The organism is Amycolatopsis regifaucium, from assembly GCF_001613935.1.
GTDB classification, from domain to species: Bacteria; Actinomycetota; Actinomycetes; order Mycobacteriales; family Pseudonocardiaceae; genus Amycolatopsis; species Amycolatopsis regifaucium.
This window is the reverse complement of the sequence record NZ_LQCI01000007.1, coordinates 98,794-115,889: the sequence shown is the minus strand read 5'-3', so window position 1 is coordinate 115,889 and position 17,096 is coordinate 98,794. Positions and strand designations below refer to the sequence as shown.

General features: G+C 69.2%; 19 protein-coding genes. 8 read left to right on the top strand and 11 right to left on the bottom strand.

From position 1 onward, the window contains the following. Positions 1 to 66: 66 nt before the first annotated feature. The gene (locus AVL48_RS09245; RefSeq protein WP_061988030.1) at positions 67 to 840 is read left to right on the top strand and encodes a TetR/AcrR family transcriptional regulator; all 774 of its coding nucleotides are present in this window, start codon (positions 67 to 69) and stop codon (positions 838 to 840) included. Positions 841 to 1,049: 209 nt separating this feature from the next. On the opposite strand, the gene AVL48_RS09240 is transcribed toward AVL48_RS09245, so the two are convergent. Together AVL48_RS09240 and AVL48_RS09235 are read right to left on the bottom strand one after the other, a co-directional pair. After that, positions 1,050 to 2,090: a coiled-coil domain-containing protein gene (locus AVL48_RS09240; protein WP_061988032.1), complete on the bottom strand. Its 1,041-nt coding sequence runs from the start codon at positions 2,088 to 2,090 to the stop codon at positions 1,050 to 1,052. 157 nt (positions 2,091 to 2,247) lie between these two features. Beyond that, a complete protein-coding gene (locus tag AVL48_RS09235; RefSeq protein ID WP_208616287.1) occupies positions 2,248 to 2,874 on the bottom strand; it encodes a TetR/AcrR family transcriptional regulator in 627 nt (208 codons plus the stop codon). An 85-nt stretch (positions 2,875 to 2,959) separates the two neighbouring features. Here AVL48_RS09235 and AVL48_RS09230 point away from each other — a divergent pair, with 85 nt between their 5' ends. Further along, positions 2,960 to 3,334 (top strand): YybH family protein, encoded by a 375-nt coding sequence (locus AVL48_RS09230; RefSeq protein WP_061988037.1) that lies wholly within the window; start codon positions 2,960 to 2,962, stop codon positions 3,332 to 3,334. 19 nt (positions 3,335 to 3,353) lie between these two features. Here AVL48_RS09230 and AVL48_RS09225 read toward each other — a convergent pair whose 3' ends face one another. From AVL48_RS09225 to AVL48_RS09215, 3 genes are read right to left on the bottom strand one after another with little or no spacing between them, the layout of a single operon-like run. Continuing rightward, on the bottom strand, positions 3,354 to 3,608 hold the full coding sequence (locus AVL48_RS09225; protein WP_143104989.1) for a hypothetical protein: 255 nt from the start codon (positions 3,606 to 3,608) through the stop codon (positions 3,354 to 3,356). An 8-nt stretch (positions 3,609 to 3,616) separates the two neighbouring features. Then, positions 3,617 to 4,357 carry a 5'/3'-nucleotidase SurE gene (gene surE, locus AVL48_RS09220; protein ID WP_061988041.1) on the bottom strand — a complete coding sequence of 247 codons (741 nt, stop codon included), beginning with the start codon at positions 4,355 to 4,357 and terminating at the stop codon, positions 3,617 to 3,619. Beyond that, complete coding sequence (locus AVL48_RS09215) at positions 4,357 to 5,280, bottom strand: 1-phosphofructokinase family hexose kinase (protein ID WP_061988043.1); 924 nt, start codon at positions 5,278 to 5,280, stop codon at positions 4,357 to 4,359. The genes surE and AVL48_RS09215 overlap by 1 nt, the downstream gene beginning before the upstream one ends. A 125-nt stretch (positions 5,281 to 5,405) precedes the next feature. Here AVL48_RS09215 and AVL48_RS09210 point away from each other — a divergent pair, with 125 nt between their 5' ends. After that, positions 5,406 to 5,645: a hypothetical protein gene (locus tag AVL48_RS09210; RefSeq protein ID WP_143104988.1), complete on the top strand. Its 240-nt coding sequence runs from the start codon at positions 5,406 to 5,408 to the stop codon at positions 5,643 to 5,645. 19 nt (positions 5,646 to 5,664) lie between these two features. Here AVL48_RS09210 and AVL48_RS09205 read toward each other — a convergent pair whose 3' ends face one another. Beyond that, a complete protein-coding gene (locus AVL48_RS09205) occupies positions 5,665 to 6,156 on the bottom strand; it encodes an anthrone oxygenase family protein (protein ID WP_061988047.1) in 492 nt (163 codons plus the stop codon). A 32-nt stretch (positions 6,157 to 6,188) separates the two neighbouring features. Next, a complete protein-coding gene (locus tag AVL48_RS09200) occupies positions 6,189 to 7,016 on the bottom strand; it encodes a Rossmann-fold NAD(P)-binding domain-containing protein (protein ID WP_061988049.1) in 828 nt (275 codons plus the stop codon). A gap of 81 nt (positions 7,017 to 7,097) precedes the next feature. Between AVL48_RS09200 and AVL48_RS09195 the strand changes: the two genes are divergently transcribed. After that, entirely contained in the window at positions 7,098 to 8,036 is a 939-nt protein-coding gene (locus AVL48_RS09195; RefSeq protein ID WP_061988051.1) for an AraC family transcriptional regulator, read from the top strand. Here AVL48_RS09195 and AVL48_RS09190 read toward each other — a convergent pair. Together AVL48_RS09190 and AVL48_RS09185 are read right to left on the bottom strand one after the other, a co-directional pair. Then, positions 8,015 to 8,968: a helix-turn-helix transcriptional regulator gene (locus tag AVL48_RS09190; protein WP_061988054.1), complete on the bottom strand. Its 954-nt coding sequence runs from the start codon at positions 8,966 to 8,968 to the stop codon at positions 8,015 to 8,017. The genes AVL48_RS09195 and AVL48_RS09190 overlap by 22 nt on opposite strands. A 146-nt stretch (positions 8,969 to 9,114) precedes the next feature. Then, a complete protein-coding gene (locus AVL48_RS09185) occupies positions 9,115 to 9,918 on the bottom strand; it encodes a pentapeptide repeat-containing protein (RefSeq protein ID WP_061988056.1) in 804 nt (267 codons plus the stop codon). Between the two features lie 271 nt (positions 9,919 to 10,189). Between AVL48_RS09185 and AVL48_RS09180 the strand changes: the two genes are divergently transcribed. Beyond that, on the top strand, positions 10,190 to 11,371 hold the full coding sequence (locus tag AVL48_RS09180; protein ID WP_341865684.1) for a S8 family peptidase: 1,182 nt from the start codon (positions 10,190 to 10,192) through the stop codon (positions 11,369 to 11,371). An 82-nt stretch (positions 11,372 to 11,453) separates the two neighbouring features. Here the strand turns inward: AVL48_RS09180 and AVL48_RS09175 are convergent, their stop codons facing one another. Further along, the gene (locus tag AVL48_RS09175) at positions 11,454 to 12,281 is read right to left on the bottom strand and encodes an SGNH/GDSL hydrolase family protein (RefSeq protein ID WP_061988060.1); all 828 of its coding nucleotides are present in this window, start codon (positions 12,279 to 12,281) and stop codon (positions 11,454 to 11,456) included. 164 nt (positions 12,282 to 12,445) lie between these two features. Between AVL48_RS09175 and AVL48_RS09170 the strand changes: the two genes are divergently transcribed. Beyond that, a complete protein-coding gene (locus tag AVL48_RS09170) occupies positions 12,446 to 13,669 on the top strand; it encodes a PucR-like N-terminal domain-containing protein (protein WP_061988062.1) in 1,224 nt (407 codons plus the stop codon). On the opposite strand, the gene AVL48_RS09165 is transcribed toward AVL48_RS09170, so the two are convergent. Beyond that, positions 13,628 to 14,479, bottom strand: a complete 852-nt coding sequence (locus AVL48_RS09165; protein WP_061988064.1) for a helix-turn-helix transcriptional regulator — start codon at positions 14,477 to 14,479, stop codon at positions 13,628 to 13,630. The genes AVL48_RS09170 and AVL48_RS09165 overlap by 42 nt on opposite strands. An 85-nt stretch (positions 14,480 to 14,564) precedes the next feature. On the opposite strand from AVL48_RS09165, the gene AVL48_RS09160 reads away from it, so the two are divergent. Next, positions 14,565 to 15,344 (top strand): SDR family NAD(P)-dependent oxidoreductase, encoded by a 780-nt coding sequence (locus AVL48_RS09160; protein WP_061988066.1) that lies wholly within the window; start codon positions 14,565 to 14,567, stop codon positions 15,342 to 15,344. A 69-nt stretch (positions 15,345 to 15,413) separates the two neighbouring features. Continuing rightward, positions 15,414 to 17,060, top strand: coding sequence for a WXG100 family type VII secretion target (locus AVL48_RS09155; protein ID WP_061988068.1), 1,647 nt, complete (start codon positions 15,414 to 15,416; stop codon positions 17,058 to 17,060). The last annotated feature ends 36 nt before the right edge of the window (positions 17,061 to 17,096 follow it).

The following is a 17,096-nucleotide window of genomic DNA, read 5'->3' as shown; positions in this document are numbered from 1 at the left end:
CCCCAATCTCTGTACGGTGTACAGTTCAGGATAACACAAACTCTGTACACCGTAGAGAGAACAGGGATGACGTACGCGGACCACACCGGCACGGGCGATCCACGACGGACCATCGAACTGCTCTGGGGCGTGCGCGACAAACCCCGGCGCGGCCCCAAACCGAAGCTGACCGTCGAGGAGATCGTCACCGCCGCGATCGAACTCGCCGACACCGAGGGGATCGCGGCGCTGTCGGTCCGGCGGGGCGCGGAACGGCTCGGCGTCTCCCCTATGTCTCTCTACACCTACATCCCCAGCCGCGCCGAACTGCTCGACCTGATGATGGACCGGGTGCACGGCGAGCTGACCGATCCGCCGCCGAGCCACGACTGGCGGGTCACGATGACTATCCTCGCCGAGGACGCCTGGGAGATGTACCACCGGCATCCGTGGATGCTGCAGCTCACCACCAGCCGGCTCCCCCTCGGCCCGCACACCTTCGCCAAGCACGAACGCGAACTGAGCGCCCTCGACGCGATCGGGCTCACCGATCTGGAGATGGACGCCGTCGTCGCGATGGTCAACGGCTTCGTCCAGGGCATCGCGCGGGGTTCGGTCGAATCGGCGAGTCTCGTGCGGCGTTCAGGGATGACGGACCTGGAGTGGTGGACGGCCAGCGCTCCGGTGCTCGCGGAGATCCCGGAGGCCGACGCGGGTCTCTTCCCGCTCGCGGCCCGCGTCGGTCAGGCTGCCGGGGAGGCACACGGTTCGGCGAGCGCGCCGCTGCACACCTTCCGGTTCGGGCTGGCGCGGATCCTGGACGGAGTCGAGCAACTGCTGAGCGGCGACTCTGACGCCTAGGGAGCCGAATTCCCGCCGGTGTAACGATCTTCGGCCGAAGATCTCGCGGTCAGCGGCGCCACCAGTCACACCGGTGGCGCGTGGTACATGATGGCCCCCTTCCTTGCGCTAGGCGCAAGGAAGGGGGCCATCATGTACTTCGAGGGTTCGCGCCGGGACATGGCGGCGCCCAGTTCAGAACCACGCCACACCTGGCGTCCCCCTCTTTACTACGACACGCTCGTGTCGGCGTCCCGCGCTGATGGATCCGGATCCGCGGGCTTGTCCTCGACAGCGGGTGGACGGGCGAGTTCGGCCAGTTGCCGGACGACGTCGTCGTATCGCGCCTGATCGGCGGCCGCGCGGGCCTGCGCGCGTTCCAGTTCTTCGGCGAGCGCCATCGCCCTGGCTTCGGCGAGGCTGCGGGTGGTGTGCTCCCGCGCCAACTCGGCGCGGACGCGGTCCAGATCTCCTCGTAACGTGGCGGATTCCGCCCGTGCCGCAGCACAGTCCTTTTCGGACACCGTGACGCGGGCCCTCGCCTCGTCGAGCCGGTCCAGCAAGGCTTCGAGTTCAGCCACCGCCCGCGCCAGCGCGGTGTCGCGCTCACCCAGTTCCGCCGTCAGCCGGGTCTTTTCCGCTCGCACGGCCGCGAAGTCCTCGCGCAGCGTCCGGAGATCGGAGACCAGCGCGTCGCGGGCGCGTTCCGCGGCAACGGTCGCGGCTTCCGCGGCACCACGGGCCCGTTCGTGCGCCGCGACCTCGGCCCACGAACGCTGCCGGGTCTCCTCCGCGTCCTTCAAGGCCTGTTCGGCGGTGTGTTCCGCCTTCGCCTTGGCCATCTTGTCGTCGCGGGAGGACGCCAGCGCCGTCGCGCGTGCCGCATCGGCCTTCGTCGCGGCCTGCTGGGCGTCTTCGGCTTCGCGCCGGGCTGTGGCCGCCTCGTTCTCGGCTTCGGTGACCCGGCCCAGTGCCGCCGTGGCGGCGTCGTCGAACCGCGAGCGCATCGCGTCCAGCAGTTCCACGAGCGAGGCGGCCGCCGGGGTGAACTCGTCGGCGATCCGGCGGACCTCGAGCAGTGGATCGGCCACACTCGCCACCGCGGCGGCCCGCCGGGCCCGCGACGCGGCGTCGGCGTGGGCCTTACCGCAGTAGGCGGAAGGCCGACCGCCCTTGCGTTTCCCCTCGGCGTCCACCGCGGGCGGTGGCAAAGGATTCTCGCAGCCTTCCAGCGCGCACAGCCGGACCTCGTCGGCGTCCGTTTCGATCACCGAAGCAGGGTAGCGCTGCCCACCGGTACGGGAAGCGGGGCAACGCCGGGAAGGCCGTCGGCCCCGCCGATAGAGTCGGCCGCGTGCGTGTCCTGTTCACCTTCGCCGGCGGCAACGGTCATTTCCGGGCACTCGTCCCGATCGCCCGCGCGCTCGCCTAAGTCCAGCGTTCGCTGAACAGGTCCATGCCGGGTGGCGCTCCCGGCAGTGGGTGGTCGCTCGGGCGTAGTCCGGCCAAGGCGATGGCGATGACCCGCTGCCGGGCGTCGCGAGCCGCTTCCAGCAGGTCTTCCCGGCCCTGGCGCTGAAGTTGCTCGATCAGCGGCGATTTGCCGAGCTGTTCGACGAGCAGCAGGACGTCGATCGCGGTGACGTCCGCGCGCAGCACGCCCGCGTCGTGCGCTTTGGCGATCAGCGCGGCGAAAGCCTTGTCGGATCGGGCGTTCTTCTCGGCCATCTCGTCGGTGATGGTGACCATCCCGGCCAACGGCGCCAGCGAGCCGATGCCGACCGCGCTGGTGACGTAGTGCACGAGCCCGTCCCAGGGGTCGTCGTCGGCCAGCCCTTGTTCGGCGATCTCGGTCCATTGGTCGAGCGCGATGTCCACCAGGTGCTGGAACAGCTCGGTCTTCGACCGGTATCGGCGGTACAGGCTGCCGATACCGACGCCCGCACGTGCCGCGATCGACGCGACAGACGTGTGCGCGCCGTCGACGGCCAGGACTTCGCGCGCCGCTTCGAGCAGCGCCCGGTCGTTGCGTTCGGCTTCCGCATGCCTGGGCATGACCTGGATCATAGCGCCTTGCGGAGCAAAACGCTCCGGTCATACGCTACCGGAGCGAAACACTCCGTTACGAAGGGACGTTCTCATGAAGGACATCAAGCAGGTCGTACTGGACAGTGACCGGCTGCAGGACGATCCGGACGGTTTCGCCGCCCTGCTCACCGAGAACGTCAATCTGGTCAACATCGCCGGCCGCAGGCTGCACGGCCGCGAGACGGTCCGTGCCGCCTACCACCAGGCGATGGCCTCCCAGCTGGCTCAGGTGCGGACCAGAATCGAGATCCAGGACGCGTGGCTGGTCCAGCCGGACGTCGCCGTCGTCACCGCGACCAAGCACGTCTCCGACGAACGGGCCGAGGCGAACGCTCCCCTGCCCGACAAGGGCGCCGTCACGTTCGTGCTCGCCCACCAGGACGAGAAGTGGTTGATCGCTTCGGTTCAGACCACGCCCATCAAGTGACCGAGCCGACGGCGGCGTTTCACTCCACCTGCCGGTGCGCGAGTTCGGTCGTCGCTTCGTCGATCTTCCGCTCGAGGCGCGAATCGTTCTCGAGCAAGGCGAGCACTTCGTCGTCGTCCAGTTCCAAGAGCTTTTTCGTGACGTGCACGGCGAGGATGGGCTGGTGTTTCTGCACCAGAGGCAGCAGTGCCAGGCCCAGCCGCGCTTTTCGCTGTTCCGGGGTCAGCTCGGCGAGGGCCGCGGCGGACACGTTTTCCGTGTCGTCAGAAGACATGCGGGTGATCACCAGGCCAGGTCGGGGTCTTCGCTGACCGAGTTCAGCGCGGTCACCGTCGCGTGGCCTTCACTCAGCAGACGCGCGTCGCTGCCCGGCGACAACTCGCCCTCCACCGTGACGGCGGCGACGGTGAACGCGCCGTCCTCACCGTTCTGGACGTGACTGCGCACCGCGCCGAATTCGGCCAGCCCGGTGCGCTTCGGCGGTCCCGCCTCGGCACGATCGGGGACGTTGAGGTTCAGGACCGTGCCGGCGGGCAGTTCCGTGAGCCTGTCGAACAGGGTCGCGGCGACGGCGACGGCGGTGTCCCAGTGGGGTCGCGGCCCGGGTTCCAATCCCACGTCGAGGGACACCGCGAGGGCCCTGGCCCCGTTGATCGAGGCGGTCAGCGCCGCGCCGACCGTGCCGGAGTGCAGGATCGCGCGCCCGACGTTCGCCCCGTGGTTCACCCCGGACAGCACGATCTCAGGTGGCTCGCCGAACGTTCCCTGCGCGGCGGCCAAGGCGATCAGCCCGGGATGCGCGGCGACGGCGAAGGCCGGGACATCGGGGAGGCCGGGCAGTTCCCGCCGTTCGACCGTGACCTGCCCCGCTTTCCCGGCGCCGGTCAGGCCCGCGCTGGTTCCGCTGGCCTCCGCCGCGGGCGCGGCGACCACCACGGCCCAGCCGTGGTCCACGGCTCCCCGAGCCAGCGCCGCCAGGCCTGGGGAATCGATACCGTCGTCGTTGGTGATCAGGGCACGCATCAGGAAGCCTCCCAGGATTTCAGCCGTACTCGTCCGGTGAGTTCCCGCACGGCGCCGTCGCTACCCGAACCGAGACCGTGTCGTGTCACATTGATCGCGCCTGCCGCGGCCCCGAGCTTCACCGCGTCCTCCAGCGACCGGCCTTGCGCGAGACCGACCGCGAGCCCCGCGGTCATCGAGTCCCCGCCGCCGCGAGTGTCGACCGGGGTCAGGTCGGGCGACTCCACCAGGACCAGGCGTCCTTCGAGGTAAGCGAGCGTCTCTTCGGCCGCGCGGGACACGACGACCGCGCGGGCGCCGCCCGACGCCAGTTCACGACAACCGTCGACGAGATCGGGCAGCGAATCCGACTTGGCCAGCCCGTCCTCGACCATTTCCTCGTGACTGACCTTGATCACCACCGGATCGCCCGCGAGCGCCTTGGCGAGCCGTTCACCGGACAGATCCACCACGACCGGCGTGCCCTGCGTGCCCAGATCCCTGGCGAGCCGCTCGTACATCGAATGCGGCACCGGCACGTCGTCCTCGTCCGGCCCGCTGAGGATGGCGACGTCCGCGCGCAGCCCCTGGACAAGGGTCAACTCGTACAGATCGTCGAGTTCGTGCCGGGTCAACGCGTCCGCGGGCATCCGCACCATCTCGTCACGACGGCCGTCACGCCGATCGTGCACGTAGGCGCCGTTGCGTGCCGCGACTTCGCGGACCTCGGCATCGACACCGATCAAGTGTTTCAGCACCTGTCCGGTCTCCCCGCCGAGCGCGCAGCACAACACCGCCCGCGCGCCGAGCGCCTCGATCATCCGCGACTGCCATACCCCCTGCCCGCCCGCGTGCACGTGGACGTCGGGCGCCCCGTCCAGCTCTTCCACCGTCACCGTCAGCTGTGGAGACGGCGCGAACACCGCCACTCGACCCTCAGTCATACCGGGATTTACCCGTTTTGCCGGATTTCACTCTTCGTTCTCAGGTGCGGCCCCATCCGGAGGCCCGCTCGACTCTGCGGAAATTACCCGCAGAGCGGCGGCGGACGCTGTGCTTGGCTGATCCGGTGCTGAAGAAACTGCTCACCGCTACGGCCTTCATCGTCCTGTCGACCACTGTCACCGCGCCCGCGCAGGCAGTGCCCGCGTACTACCAGCAGACCGTCACCGGGTCCACCCTCGCCGAGTGCAACGCGGCAGGATCCCAGCTCGCCCAGCAGAAACGCGCGCAGGGCTACCTCGTCACCTGGACCGGCTGCGGCCACCAGGGCTTCGGCTACGTGGGCTTGGTCAGCTGGTCGGACTGAGTCCGGAGGAGCAGCGGGCTCAGCCGCGGGCGTGCACGATCAGCCCACCCACCAGAGCGCCGAAGCCGCCGATCGCGGCCAGGGTCCGGACCAGGTTCCACCGTTCCCAGACACCCTCGAACTTCGCCCGCAACGCCTCGAAGTCGGTGTTGTCGCCGTCGAAGCCCACTTCGAGCGCGTTGTTCAGCGGCACGTTGAGCGCCATGGTCACGATCAGCATCACCAGGAGCAGGACGAAACCCGCGATCAGCCACGGCAGCGCGGACCGCAGCTCGGACCGGAAGTGCAGTGCCGCCGCCACTGCGGCGAGCAGTGGCGCGCCGCCGAAGCTCAGCGCGAACCAACCGTTGAGGATCGCGATGTTGATCTCCCGCATGCCGGTCACATACGTCCGCGCGTCGGCCCGCGCCAGCCCCGGCATGACCGAGCAGGTGTAGGCGTAGAACAAGCCCGCGATCAACCCCGCCGCGATGACGGCCGCGATCAGGACGATTTGGCCCAGCGTCGACATTCCTGTCGCCTCCCTTCCGTTTCCCGTTCGTTTCATCGATTCCAGACCCCGGTGGCCGCGGCCTTCGCGGCGTACTCGGAGAAGTCCCTCGCGGGCCTGCCCAGCACCTTCTCGACGTCGCCGGTGAGCGATGCGTTCCGGCCGTCGAGGATTCGCGTGAAGAGGTCGGTCAGGCCCTCGATATCCTCCTGCGGCACCCCCTGATCGGCCGCGCCCGCCGCGAACTCCGCCGCGGACACCGGAACGTACCGGACATCCCGCCCGACAGCCTCGCCGATTTCCGCCGCCACGTCCGTGAAACTCAGCAACCGCGGTCCGGTCAGCTCGTACACCCGGCCGTGGTGCCCGTCGGTGGTGAGCGCCGCCACCACGACGTCGACGATGTCTTCGACGTCGATGAAAGGCTCGGTCACCTGCCCGGCGGGCAACACGATTTCGCCGGCGAGCACCGGCTCCAGCAGGAAGTGCTCGCTGAAGTTCTGCGCGAACCAGCTGGGCCGCACGACCGTCCACTCGGCACCGGAGTCCCGCACCCCCTGTTCGCTGAGCACGGCTTCCTCCTCGCCGCGGCCGGACAACAGGACCAGCCGCCGCACACCGTGTTCCACGGCCAGTTTCGAGAAGTCGCGGATCGCTTCGGCCGCGCCGGGGAAGGCAAGGTCGGGGTAGTAGGTCACATAGGCCGCGCTTACTCCGGTGACCGCCGCGGCCCAGGTCGAGCGGTCGTCCCAGTCGAAGCCCGGCCGCGACGCCTTGCGGACCTGGATTCCCCGGTCGGTCAAGCGCCGCGCCACCCGGCGTCCGGTCTTGCCCGTCGCTCCGAGGACCAGGACCGTCTCGTTGTTCTTCGTCTCTGTCATGCCCCTAGTCAAGCGTCTCCGAATGAGACTCGACATAGTTCAAAGGCTCTGTTCCATGTTTCACCGTCTACACTTCGCCCCATGGATCCCCTCGCCGGTCTGCTCGACGGACCCCGCGCCCGCGGCGCGTTCCTGCTGAAGTCGGTGATGACCCCGCCATGGGCACTGCGGATCGAGGACGAGGCGCCGCTGACGGTGATGGCCCAGGTGCGCGGCGAGTCCTGGGTCGTGCCGGATCACGGGGACGCGGTCCGGCTCGGCACCGGCGACATCGCCATCGCCCGTGGCCCCGACCCGTACCTCGTCGCGGACGACCCGGCCACCCCGCCGCAGGCGATGATCCTGCCGGGACAGGAATGTCTGACCCCGGACGGGCGGCACCTCACCGAGCTGTCCGACCTCGGCGTCCGCACCTGGGGCAGCGATCCGGACGGCCCTGTCGTCCTGCTGACCGGCACCTATCCGCTCGAAGGCGAGATCAGCAGGCGGCTGCTCAACGCGCTGCCACCGCTGCTGGTCGTGCGGGACGAGGACTGGGAGAACCCGCTCGTGCCGCTGCTCGCCGGAGAGATCGTCAAAGATTCGCCTGGGCAGGAAGCCGTACTGGACCGCGTGCTCGATCTCCTGCTGGTCGCCGCGTTGCGGACCTGGTTCGACCGGCCGGGCGCTTCGGCACCGGCCTGGTACCGCGCGCATGGCGACCCCGTCGTCGGGCGGGCATTGAAACTGCTGCAGCACAAGCCTTCCGAGCCGTGGACGGTGGCGAGCCTCGCGGCGGAAACCAGGGTTTCACGGGCCGCGTTCGCCCGGCGCTTCGCCGCCGCGGTCGGCGAGACACCGATGGCCTACCTCACGAACTGGCGGATCGCGCTCGCCGCGGATCTCCTGCGCCAGCACCCCGAGCTCACGATCGGCGCGGTCGCCAGGCAGGTCGGCTACGGCAGTTCGTTCGCGCTCAGCGCCGCGTTCAAACGCGAACACGGCGTCAGCCCGCAGGGCTACCGCACCGGTGCCGCGTAGCGCTCGACCAGTTCCGCGCCGATCCGCGCGAGTTCCTCCTGTACCGACGGCGGCCCCAGCACTTCGATCATCGAACCCCAGCCCGCGAGCTGCTGCGCGATCATCCAGGCCACCGGGGCCGACACCGTCACCCGCACGCGGCCGTCGTCGACCGTCTCCTCGACGACCGACTGCCGTCCGAAATGGTCCTGAAGGATCGGGAGATGCCGTTCGGCGATGAGCACGGTCGCGTCCAGCCCCGACCGGCGTCGCTCGACTCGATCGACCACCTGCTCCCACGCCCTCGGCAATTCGAAGTCGTCCGGGCGCGCGGCGGGCAGGTCGCTCACTTCGGCGTCGGACATGCGATCGACGCGGAAGGTCCGCTGCCCCTTCTCCGTACCCGCGATGAGGTACCAGATCTCGTCCTTGTCCACGAGCCCCCACGGATCCACCAACCGCTCCACCGGATCGGCCCCCTTCTTCGCGTAATCGAAGCGGACTTTGCGGCGGCGGACGATCCCGGCCTGCAGGATGGCGAGCAGTTCTGGGCGTTCCTTCTCTCGTTCTCCCCAGCGTGACGGGTCGATGACGACCGCGTCCGCGGCGGCCTGTGCGTCGGCACGGAAGGTGTCGGGCAGGGCACGGACCAGTTTCCGCAGCGCGGATTTGACCTCGGGCGAGATCGACGCCGCCGGCCCGGCGAGCAGGAACAACGCCTGCGCCTCCGACGCCGACAGTCCACTGAGGTCGGTCCGCGCGCCACCGATCAGCGACCATCCACCGCCCCGGCCCGGCTGCGGGTACACCGGCACACCGGCCGCGGAGAGTGCTTCGAGGTCACGCCTGGCCGTGGCGACCGAGATCTCGAGTTCGTCGGCCAGCTCGGAAGCCGTGACTCGGCCACGAGCCTGCATCAGCAGGAGAGTGGCCACCAGGCGATCGGCACGCATGGATCCCAGTCTGGCAGGTAAACCGCTCACCCGATGCGCACTTTGAGCGCCCCCCACCCCCGCGTTTCGTCCTCTGAATGCGGTAGTTGGCAGCGCGAACCACCGCGTTTAGAGGACGAAACGCGGGGGTGACCCGACAGAAACGGCTACCAGTGCGCGGGGTGGGACAGCGACTCGGGGAGCTTCGTCGTCGCGTCACCCTTGGCCGCGTCCAGCTGGGACTGGATGAGGAAGAGCGCGCCGCGCAGGTCCGCGCCACGGAGGTCGGCGTCGCGCAGGTCGGCCCCGATGACGTCGGCCTGGCGCAGATCGGCGCCCCGCAGATCCGCGCCGATCAGGTACGCCCCGCGAAGAAGCGCGCCGCGCAGGTTCGCGCTCTTGAGCTTCGCGCCGATGAGGTCGGCGCCCCGCCGGTCCTTCTTCTTGCCCGGAACCTCGGCGCGGGCGAGTTCGCTCGCGCGCAGCAGCAGGCCGTTCACGCCGCCCCGGTGCGGGTGGACGTCCAGTTTCCGCAGCACGTCGGGCTTCTCGAGGGTCATGCGCTCGGTCTGGTCGATCAGCTCGGTCAGGTCGCCGCGGATCGGCGCGGACGTCGGCAGCGCGGCCGCCTCGGTGAGGTAGTAGAGCAGTTCCTGCAGATCCCGCATGACCGGGAACACCGCGAACATCGACCGCGCCGTCTTCGGTGCCTTCCGCCAGTCTTCGCCGTCGAAGGTGACTTGGGAGACCTTCTGACCCGCGCCGAAGCAGTCGTAGACCGTGCAGCCGGTGAAACCCGTCTTGCGGAGCTTGTCGTGGATGCCGCACCGGGAGTCCGCGAGCAGGTTCGGGCAGGCCTGACCCGCCGGTTTGGTGATCGCGAAGTCGGCGGACGCCGCGAAGGCCGGGACGACACAGCACAGACCGAAGCAGTTCTCGCAGTCGGCTCGCAGGCTCGAAGTGGCTGGCACGGTGGTTCGGACTCCAGTGATCGTCAGATGTTCCCCATACAGGGTACGGAGGGGCCGGGGCACACTTTCCGTGCAGGGCACCCCGCCGCTAATGGACGACAGACGAAGGTCGGGCCCTGCCCCATTCAGTCGATTCGGACATGTCAAGCGCTCAATAACCTCGATCTTCGTGGGCTTCGGCAGGTGCCGTCCCATGCGGTCGAGCTGGGCCGCCTTTCCGCCGCTGTGGTCTTGACCGGCCGGTCCCCCTGCGAAACGACAGGACGAACACATGCGAGAGACGAGACAAACGCGTTGGCTGACCGGTGCCGGAATGGCGGGCGTGGTCGCGGTGGCGATCAGCGTCACCGCCGCTCCCGCACAGGCCGCCGAAGGACAGATCCTCGCCGCGGGATCACCTGAGGCGATCCCGAACAGCTACATCGTCACGCTGAAGGACACCGGCGTCGTGGACGCGCTGGCGAACCGCTTCGGCGCGAAGGTGGAGCAGGTCTACAGCGGTTCGCTCAAGGGCTTCGCCGCGTCGCTGTCGGAGAAGCAGGCCAAGCGGCTGGCCGCCGATCCGTCGGTCGTGACCGTCGAGCAGAACCAGGTCGTCCACGCGACCGCGACGCAGGTCAACCCGCCGTCCTGGGGTCTCGACCGCGTCGACCAGCGCAACCTCCCGCTCGACCAGCGCTACAGCTACACCTCCACCGGCGCCGGCGTGAACGTCTACGTCATCGACACCGGCCTGCGGGTCAGCCACACCACCTTCGGCGGCCGTGCCCGCAACGGCTACGACTTCGTCGACAACGACGCCGTCGCCCAGGACGGCAACGGCCACGGCACCCACGTCGCGGGCACCATCGCCGGTTCGCAGTACGGCATCGCCAAGGGCGCCACCGTCTACGGCGTCCGCGTCCTCAACAACTCCGGCAGCGGCACCACCGCCGGTGTCATCGCGGGCATCGACTGGGTAACCAAAAACCACGTCAAGCCGGCCGCGGCCAACATGAGCCTCGGCGGCGGGGCATCGACCACCCTCGACGACGCCGTCCGCCGGTCGATCGCCGCGGGCGTGACCTACGGCGTGGCCGCCGGTAATTCCAACCAGAACGCCTCGGGCTTCTCCCCCGCCCGCGTCACGCAGGCGATCACCGTCGGCTCGTCCACCAACACCGACGCGCGCTCCAGCTTCTCCAACTACGGCTCGGTCGTGGACATCTTCGCGCCGGGTACGAGCATCACCTCGTCGTGGAACACCAGTGACTCCGCGACCAACACCATCAGCGGCACCTCGATGGCGACCCCGCACGTCGTCGGCGTCGCGGCCCGCTATCTGCAGAACAACAAGACCGCCACACCCGCACAGGTGGCCACCGCCCTCATCAACGCGGCCACCCCGAACAAGGTGACCAACCCGGGCTCCGGTTCGCCGAACCGGCTCCTGTACTGGGCGCCGACCGCCTGATCCCACGCCCCACGCGCGCCAGGAAAGGACCTTTCCTTGCAAATTCTGCCAGGAAAGGTCCTTTCCTGGCGCCGACGGCGGGCTAGAGCACCTTGCGGATGCTGGGCACCACGGCCGCGAGTCCGGCGGCGTTCGGGTGCAGTGGTGCGAAGCTGTTGTTCACCACCGACGGGATGAGTCCTTCGATCCATTTGACGCCGATCGGCTGACACGCGTCGTGACCGATGCTCGGCGTCCGGATGTCGACGTAGCTCGCGCCGTGCGCCGCGGACTGCTCGGCCATCCGCGCGTTGAGCCGGTCGATGTTGGCCTGGATGTAGTCGGCGTCCTGCGGCAGTACCGGGACCACCGGCCAGCAGCCGCCGCCCTTGATCCCGGTCGGGTAGCCGACCATGACGATCTTCGCCCGCGGCGCGCGCTGACGGATCTGCTCGATGACCGTGCCGTAAGTCGCGGCGAAGGCGTCGATCCTGGTCGCGTACTTGTCCACCCCGCCCGCGGTGTTGGCCGCCTTGCACGAGGCACCGACCGGGAGCAGGTTCACACACGACGTCGCGAGCCCGACCAGCCCGACGTCGTTGCCGCCGATGCCGACGGTCACCAGCGTCGTGTCCGCGGAGAGCGCGTCGTACTGCGGCGGGTTGGTGCCGGAGATGATGCCCTTCTGCGGGTTGGCGAAATGCGCCGTGGTCGCGGCGCCGCAGGTGACGTCGCGCAGTTCGTCGACGTCGAGCTCCTTCGCCAGCAGACCCGCGTAGTTGACCGCGGAACGGGCGCAGGTGAGCAGATCGGACTGCGGCAGGACCACGGAACCGGCCGAGAACGAGTCACCCATCGCGACGTATACCTGTCGCTCCGCCGCGATGGCCGGGGTCGCGAGTCCGGCGAGGGCCAGTGCGGTGCCGGCCACCGCGGCGATACGAACGAGTCTTCCCCAGCGAGAACGTGTCACTGCCGCCTCCTGCACGCGTCGTCGAATGCTGCGAGCAGCGTCCGCCGGAAAGCGGGTGGACCGCTAGGACGGAGGCGCGCGTTCTCGATCGGAGTTTTGTAGGTTGCCTCTAGGTTGTCTCTATGAGTACGCCGTCGGCACAGCCGTGGCGCCGGCTCGACGCCTCGGTGCTCACCCGGCTGGAGCCGGACACCGCCGCGATCGCGTCGGCCGCGATGGACCAGATCCGCGCCGGGCTGCGGATTCCGCTGGATCATCGGACGGCGGCGAACCTCCAACGCACTCTCGACGTCGCGCTAGGCGCCTTTTTCAGCGAGATCGGCCATCCCGACGTCACCACCGACCGCGAGATCTACCGCGCCCAGGGCCGGGCCCAGCACAACGCCGGCCGCAGCCTGGAGGAGATGCTCGGCTTCTACCAGTCGGCCGCGCTCGGGGTGTGGCGGCAACTCACCTCGGCGGCACCGACCGTGGAGCTGCCGACCCAGGCGATCGTCGAACTCGGTGAAGCGCTCTTCGCCTTCATCGCGGAACTCTCGGCCGCGGCCGCCGACGGATACGCCGAAGCGCGGTCACAGGCGGCGCGAGCCGGGCAGGCGCGACGGGACCGGCTCCTCGGTCTACTGCTCGCCGAACCGGCGACCGCCCGCGACGTGCTCGACGACGCCGCGAGCCAGGCCGCGTGGGTGCTGCCCGACCGGCTCGTCATCGCCGTCACCAGCGCAGAGGTCGCGCCGCGGCTGCTGGACCGGATGCCGGGCCGGGTGCTGATCGGCCGACACCACGACCTCACGGCGGTGGTCATGCCCGCCGACCGGCTCGAGTGGTATCTCGGCCGGTTACGGGAGCTGCTCGGCCGCGACCAGGCCGGGGTCGGCCCGGTGGTGCCGCTCCGCTCTGCCACGCTCAGCGCCCACCGGGCGAGCGCGTTGTGGCGGCTGTCCAGCACCGGTGCCCTGGGCGAAAGCGCCCTCGTCCACACCACCGATCATCGCATCGATCTGCTGCTGACCGCCGATCCGGAACTCGCCGGCGAGTTCGCGAAGGACGTCCTCGCCCCGCTGGCCGGTTTGCCCGAACCGGCGCGGCAGCGGCTGACCGCGACCCTCGCGGTGTGGCTCGCTCGGCCCGACCAACCACAGGCGATCGGCGTCGAACTGCATGTCCACGTCCAGACCGTCCGGTACCGGATCCGGCAGCTGCGGACCCTTTTCGGCGGCACGATCGACGACCCGGCCGGTCGGTTCGCCCTGGCCATCGCGTTGCGGATCGATCCGCTGGTATCGAGGGAACCTACAAAAGGCTCAGAGCGGGACGTCCATTCGCTGCGTTCCGACGACCGATAGCAGACGCAACGCGTTCTCCGACGGCGTACCGGGATCGGCGGTGTAGATCACGACCTGCTGATCCCGGTCGCTGATGTCGAGGACGTCGCAGTTCACGTTGACGGGGCCGACCGCCGGGTGCCGGAATGTCTTGCACAGCATCGGCGCGGCACAGACGTCGTGCGCCGCCCACAGCCGGGCGAATTCCTCGCTGCCGTCGAGCAGTTCGCGGATCAGCGCGGTGAGTTCGGGATCGTCGGGGTAGCGGCCCGCGGTGGCCCGCAGTTTCCGGACCGCGCTCGCGGCGAACTCGTCGGCGTCGGAGACCCCGTACAGCCGCCTTCCCTCCGGTCGTGGCCCGAGGAACGCGCGGCGGACGAGGTTGCGGTCGCGGCGTGGCAGGGCGGAGAAGTCCTCCATCAGGGCCGCGGCGAGGTCGTTCCAGGCGAGCACCTCGTAGGTCGCGGACAGCACGATCGCCGCCGCGAGCGGAAGACGTCGCAGCAGCGCGAGGATGCTCGGCCGGATCTCGCGGGAAGGACCTGGCGGTGGTCCCGGCGGCGCACCGGCGAGGTGATGCAGGTGGTCGCGTTCCACGTCCGACAGCCGCAGCGCCCTGGTCAGCCCGCCCAGCACCTCACGAGACGGCCGGGGACCGCGAGCCTGCTCCAGCCGTGTGTAGTACTCGGTCGAGATGAAGGCCAGCTGCGCCACTTCCTCGCGGCGCAGTCCCGGCGTGCGACGGCGTGGCCCGGCGGGCAGGCCGACGTCGGCCGGGGTGATCCGCTCGCGCCTGCCGCGCAGGAAGTCCGCCAGTTGTGCTCTGTCCACTTCTCCAGTGTGGACGATCGCCGTGCGTCAGCCAGGTACCGCCGATGCCTGGATACGCCTTCGGTGCCGGTGGACTCTCGGTGCCATGACCAACACAACGACTGTTTCGGGCCTGCTGGACGGCAAGGTCGCCTTCGTCACCGGTGCGGGGCGCGGTATCGGTGCCGCCGCCGCGCGGCTGTTCGCCAGGGAAGGCGCCCGCGTCGTGCTCGCCGCCCGCACCGAGTCCCAGCTGAAGGCCGTGGCCGAGGAGATCCGCGCGGAAGGCGGCGTCGCGGATTACGTGGGGTGCGACCTCGGCGACGCGACGAGCATCCGCGCGGCCGTCGACCGTGCCGTGGAGTTGCACGGCAGGCTCGACGTCGCGTTCAACAACGGCGCGACGAACGTGCCGCCCGGGCCGATGGACCAGGTGACCGAGGCCGATTTCGACCACATCTACGCGGTGAACCTCAAGGGGCCGTGGCTGTCGATGGTGGCCGAGATCGAAGCGATCCGGGCCACCGCAAGAACCGGGGCCATCGTCAACAACACCAGCGTCGGCAGCCTGATGGCCAATCCGGAGCTGCCCGCGTACGGCGCGATGAAACGCGGCGTCAACAGCCTCACCGCCTCGGCCGCGACCACCTACGGCCCGGAAGGAATCCGTATCAACGCCGTCGCCCCCGGCACGACGTTGACCGAGATGTTCAACGAGTGGGTCGAGAGCTCGCCGGGCATCCTCGACCGGCTCAACGCGCGTACGCCGTTGGGTCGTATGGCCGAACCCGAGGAGGTCGCCGAGGCAGCGGCCTGGCTGCTGAGTGACCGCGCCTCCTACGTGACCGGGACGGTCCTGCGGGTCGACGGCGGCATGTTGTCCTGAGCGGTGGATCGTGGGAACCGGTGTCCGCCCGCCGACGTCAGAACGCGACCGCTGACCGAGGAGGAGCCGATGCCGTTCCTTGATCCCGAACCGCTCTACGCCAAGCTCACCTCGGGTGACGTGGCGGGCATCGCCGAAGTCGGCGCCACCATCGCCGACGCCAAGGCGTCGTTGCGGACCGTCGCGGACGGGATCTCCGACGGCGCCTCGCGGGCGGCGCGGTCATGGCGCGGTACGGCGGCCGCGGAGTTCGTCGACAAGGCGAAAGAGTCCTCGCGGGCCGTCGCCGAGGTCTACGAACAGCTCCACACCGCTGAGTCGGCCGTCAAAGGCGCCGCCAAGGCGTACTCGGCGCTGCGGACGTCGGCCGATACGGCCATCGCGCCGTGGCGCCGGCTCGGCCTGAGCGACCTCGCCGAAGCACCGGAAATCGCCATGAGGACCATCCGGGCGCTGACCGCCGCCCAGCACACCTACGAAAACAAGCTGACCGCGCTGGCGGCCACGACCGACGGCGCCGATGGCGGCTGGGACAGCGACGGCAACGCCGACATCAGCGGTGTCGACCCAGGCGAGCCGTGGACTTCCCAAGGTCTGGCCTACGACGGCGAGAACCTGCTCGTCGGCTCGTACCACGACGGTGACGGTGACGGCTCCGGCGACAGCCCGATCGGGCCTGGGCTGACGCCGAGCCGGCTGACCTACGTCGACTACGAAACCGGCGTGGAAACGGGGAACGTCTACCTCAACGGCAACGGCGACGTCGGCGCACCGACCCACACCGGCGGTGTCGCGACGGACGGCAAGCACGTCTGGGTGTCGTCCAACGGGTACGTCTACGTCTACGACAAGGCCGAACTCGACGCCGCACAGGACAGTGGCAGACCGGTCGAGGCCGTGGACGTCGTCCCGACGCCCGCCCACAGTTACGTCACCTACGCCCAGGGCAAGCTCTTCGTGGGCGACTACACCAACAACCGGCTCTACGAAGTCCCCGTCGGCGAGAACGGCTCACCTCAGCCGGACAAAGCCGGGGAACCGATCGAGACCCCGAACAACGTCCAAGGCGTCGTGGTCCGCGACGACGAGTTCATCTTCTCCTCCTCCGACGGGCACAGCGGCAAGTTCTACCGGCAGGACCGGACACCGGAGTGGTTCGACTTCAACGATCGCGAAGAGATCGAACTGAAGGGCGGCGAGCCGGGCAACGAGGACGGCTATGACTCGCACGGCGTCGAGGAAGCCGTCGAGATCGACGGGGAGATCGTGCTGGCGCACGAATCCGGCGCCTACGGCTACCAGAAGAACCCGGGTTCGAAGTGGGACGAGCCCGAGCTGACCAGGATCTCCTTGGAAGAGCTCGGCCTCGACCCGGACGGTGCGCTCTCCCCCGGCGATGCCGGATACGAAACGGATCCCGATTCGCTGGTCAGTGCCGCGGGTGTCCTGGACGGAGCGACGTCGACGTTGCGCGCCGCGGCAGGCGCGATGTCGCGGCTGCAACTGGTCTCGCACCTCCTCGGCGAGGTTCCCGCCGCCACCACGTTCAGCGACACGCTGACCAAGCACATAAGCGCGGCTGGGGATCGGCTCACGGCGGGGGTGGACACGGTCGGTGGCATCGCCGACAGCCTGGTGACGGGCGCGGACACGTATCGGCGCATCGAGGACGGGATCCGCGAGGGAATGGACAAGCTCGGCAACCCGCACCAGTAGATATCCGAACACGAGTCCCTTAGGCCGGTTTCGCTG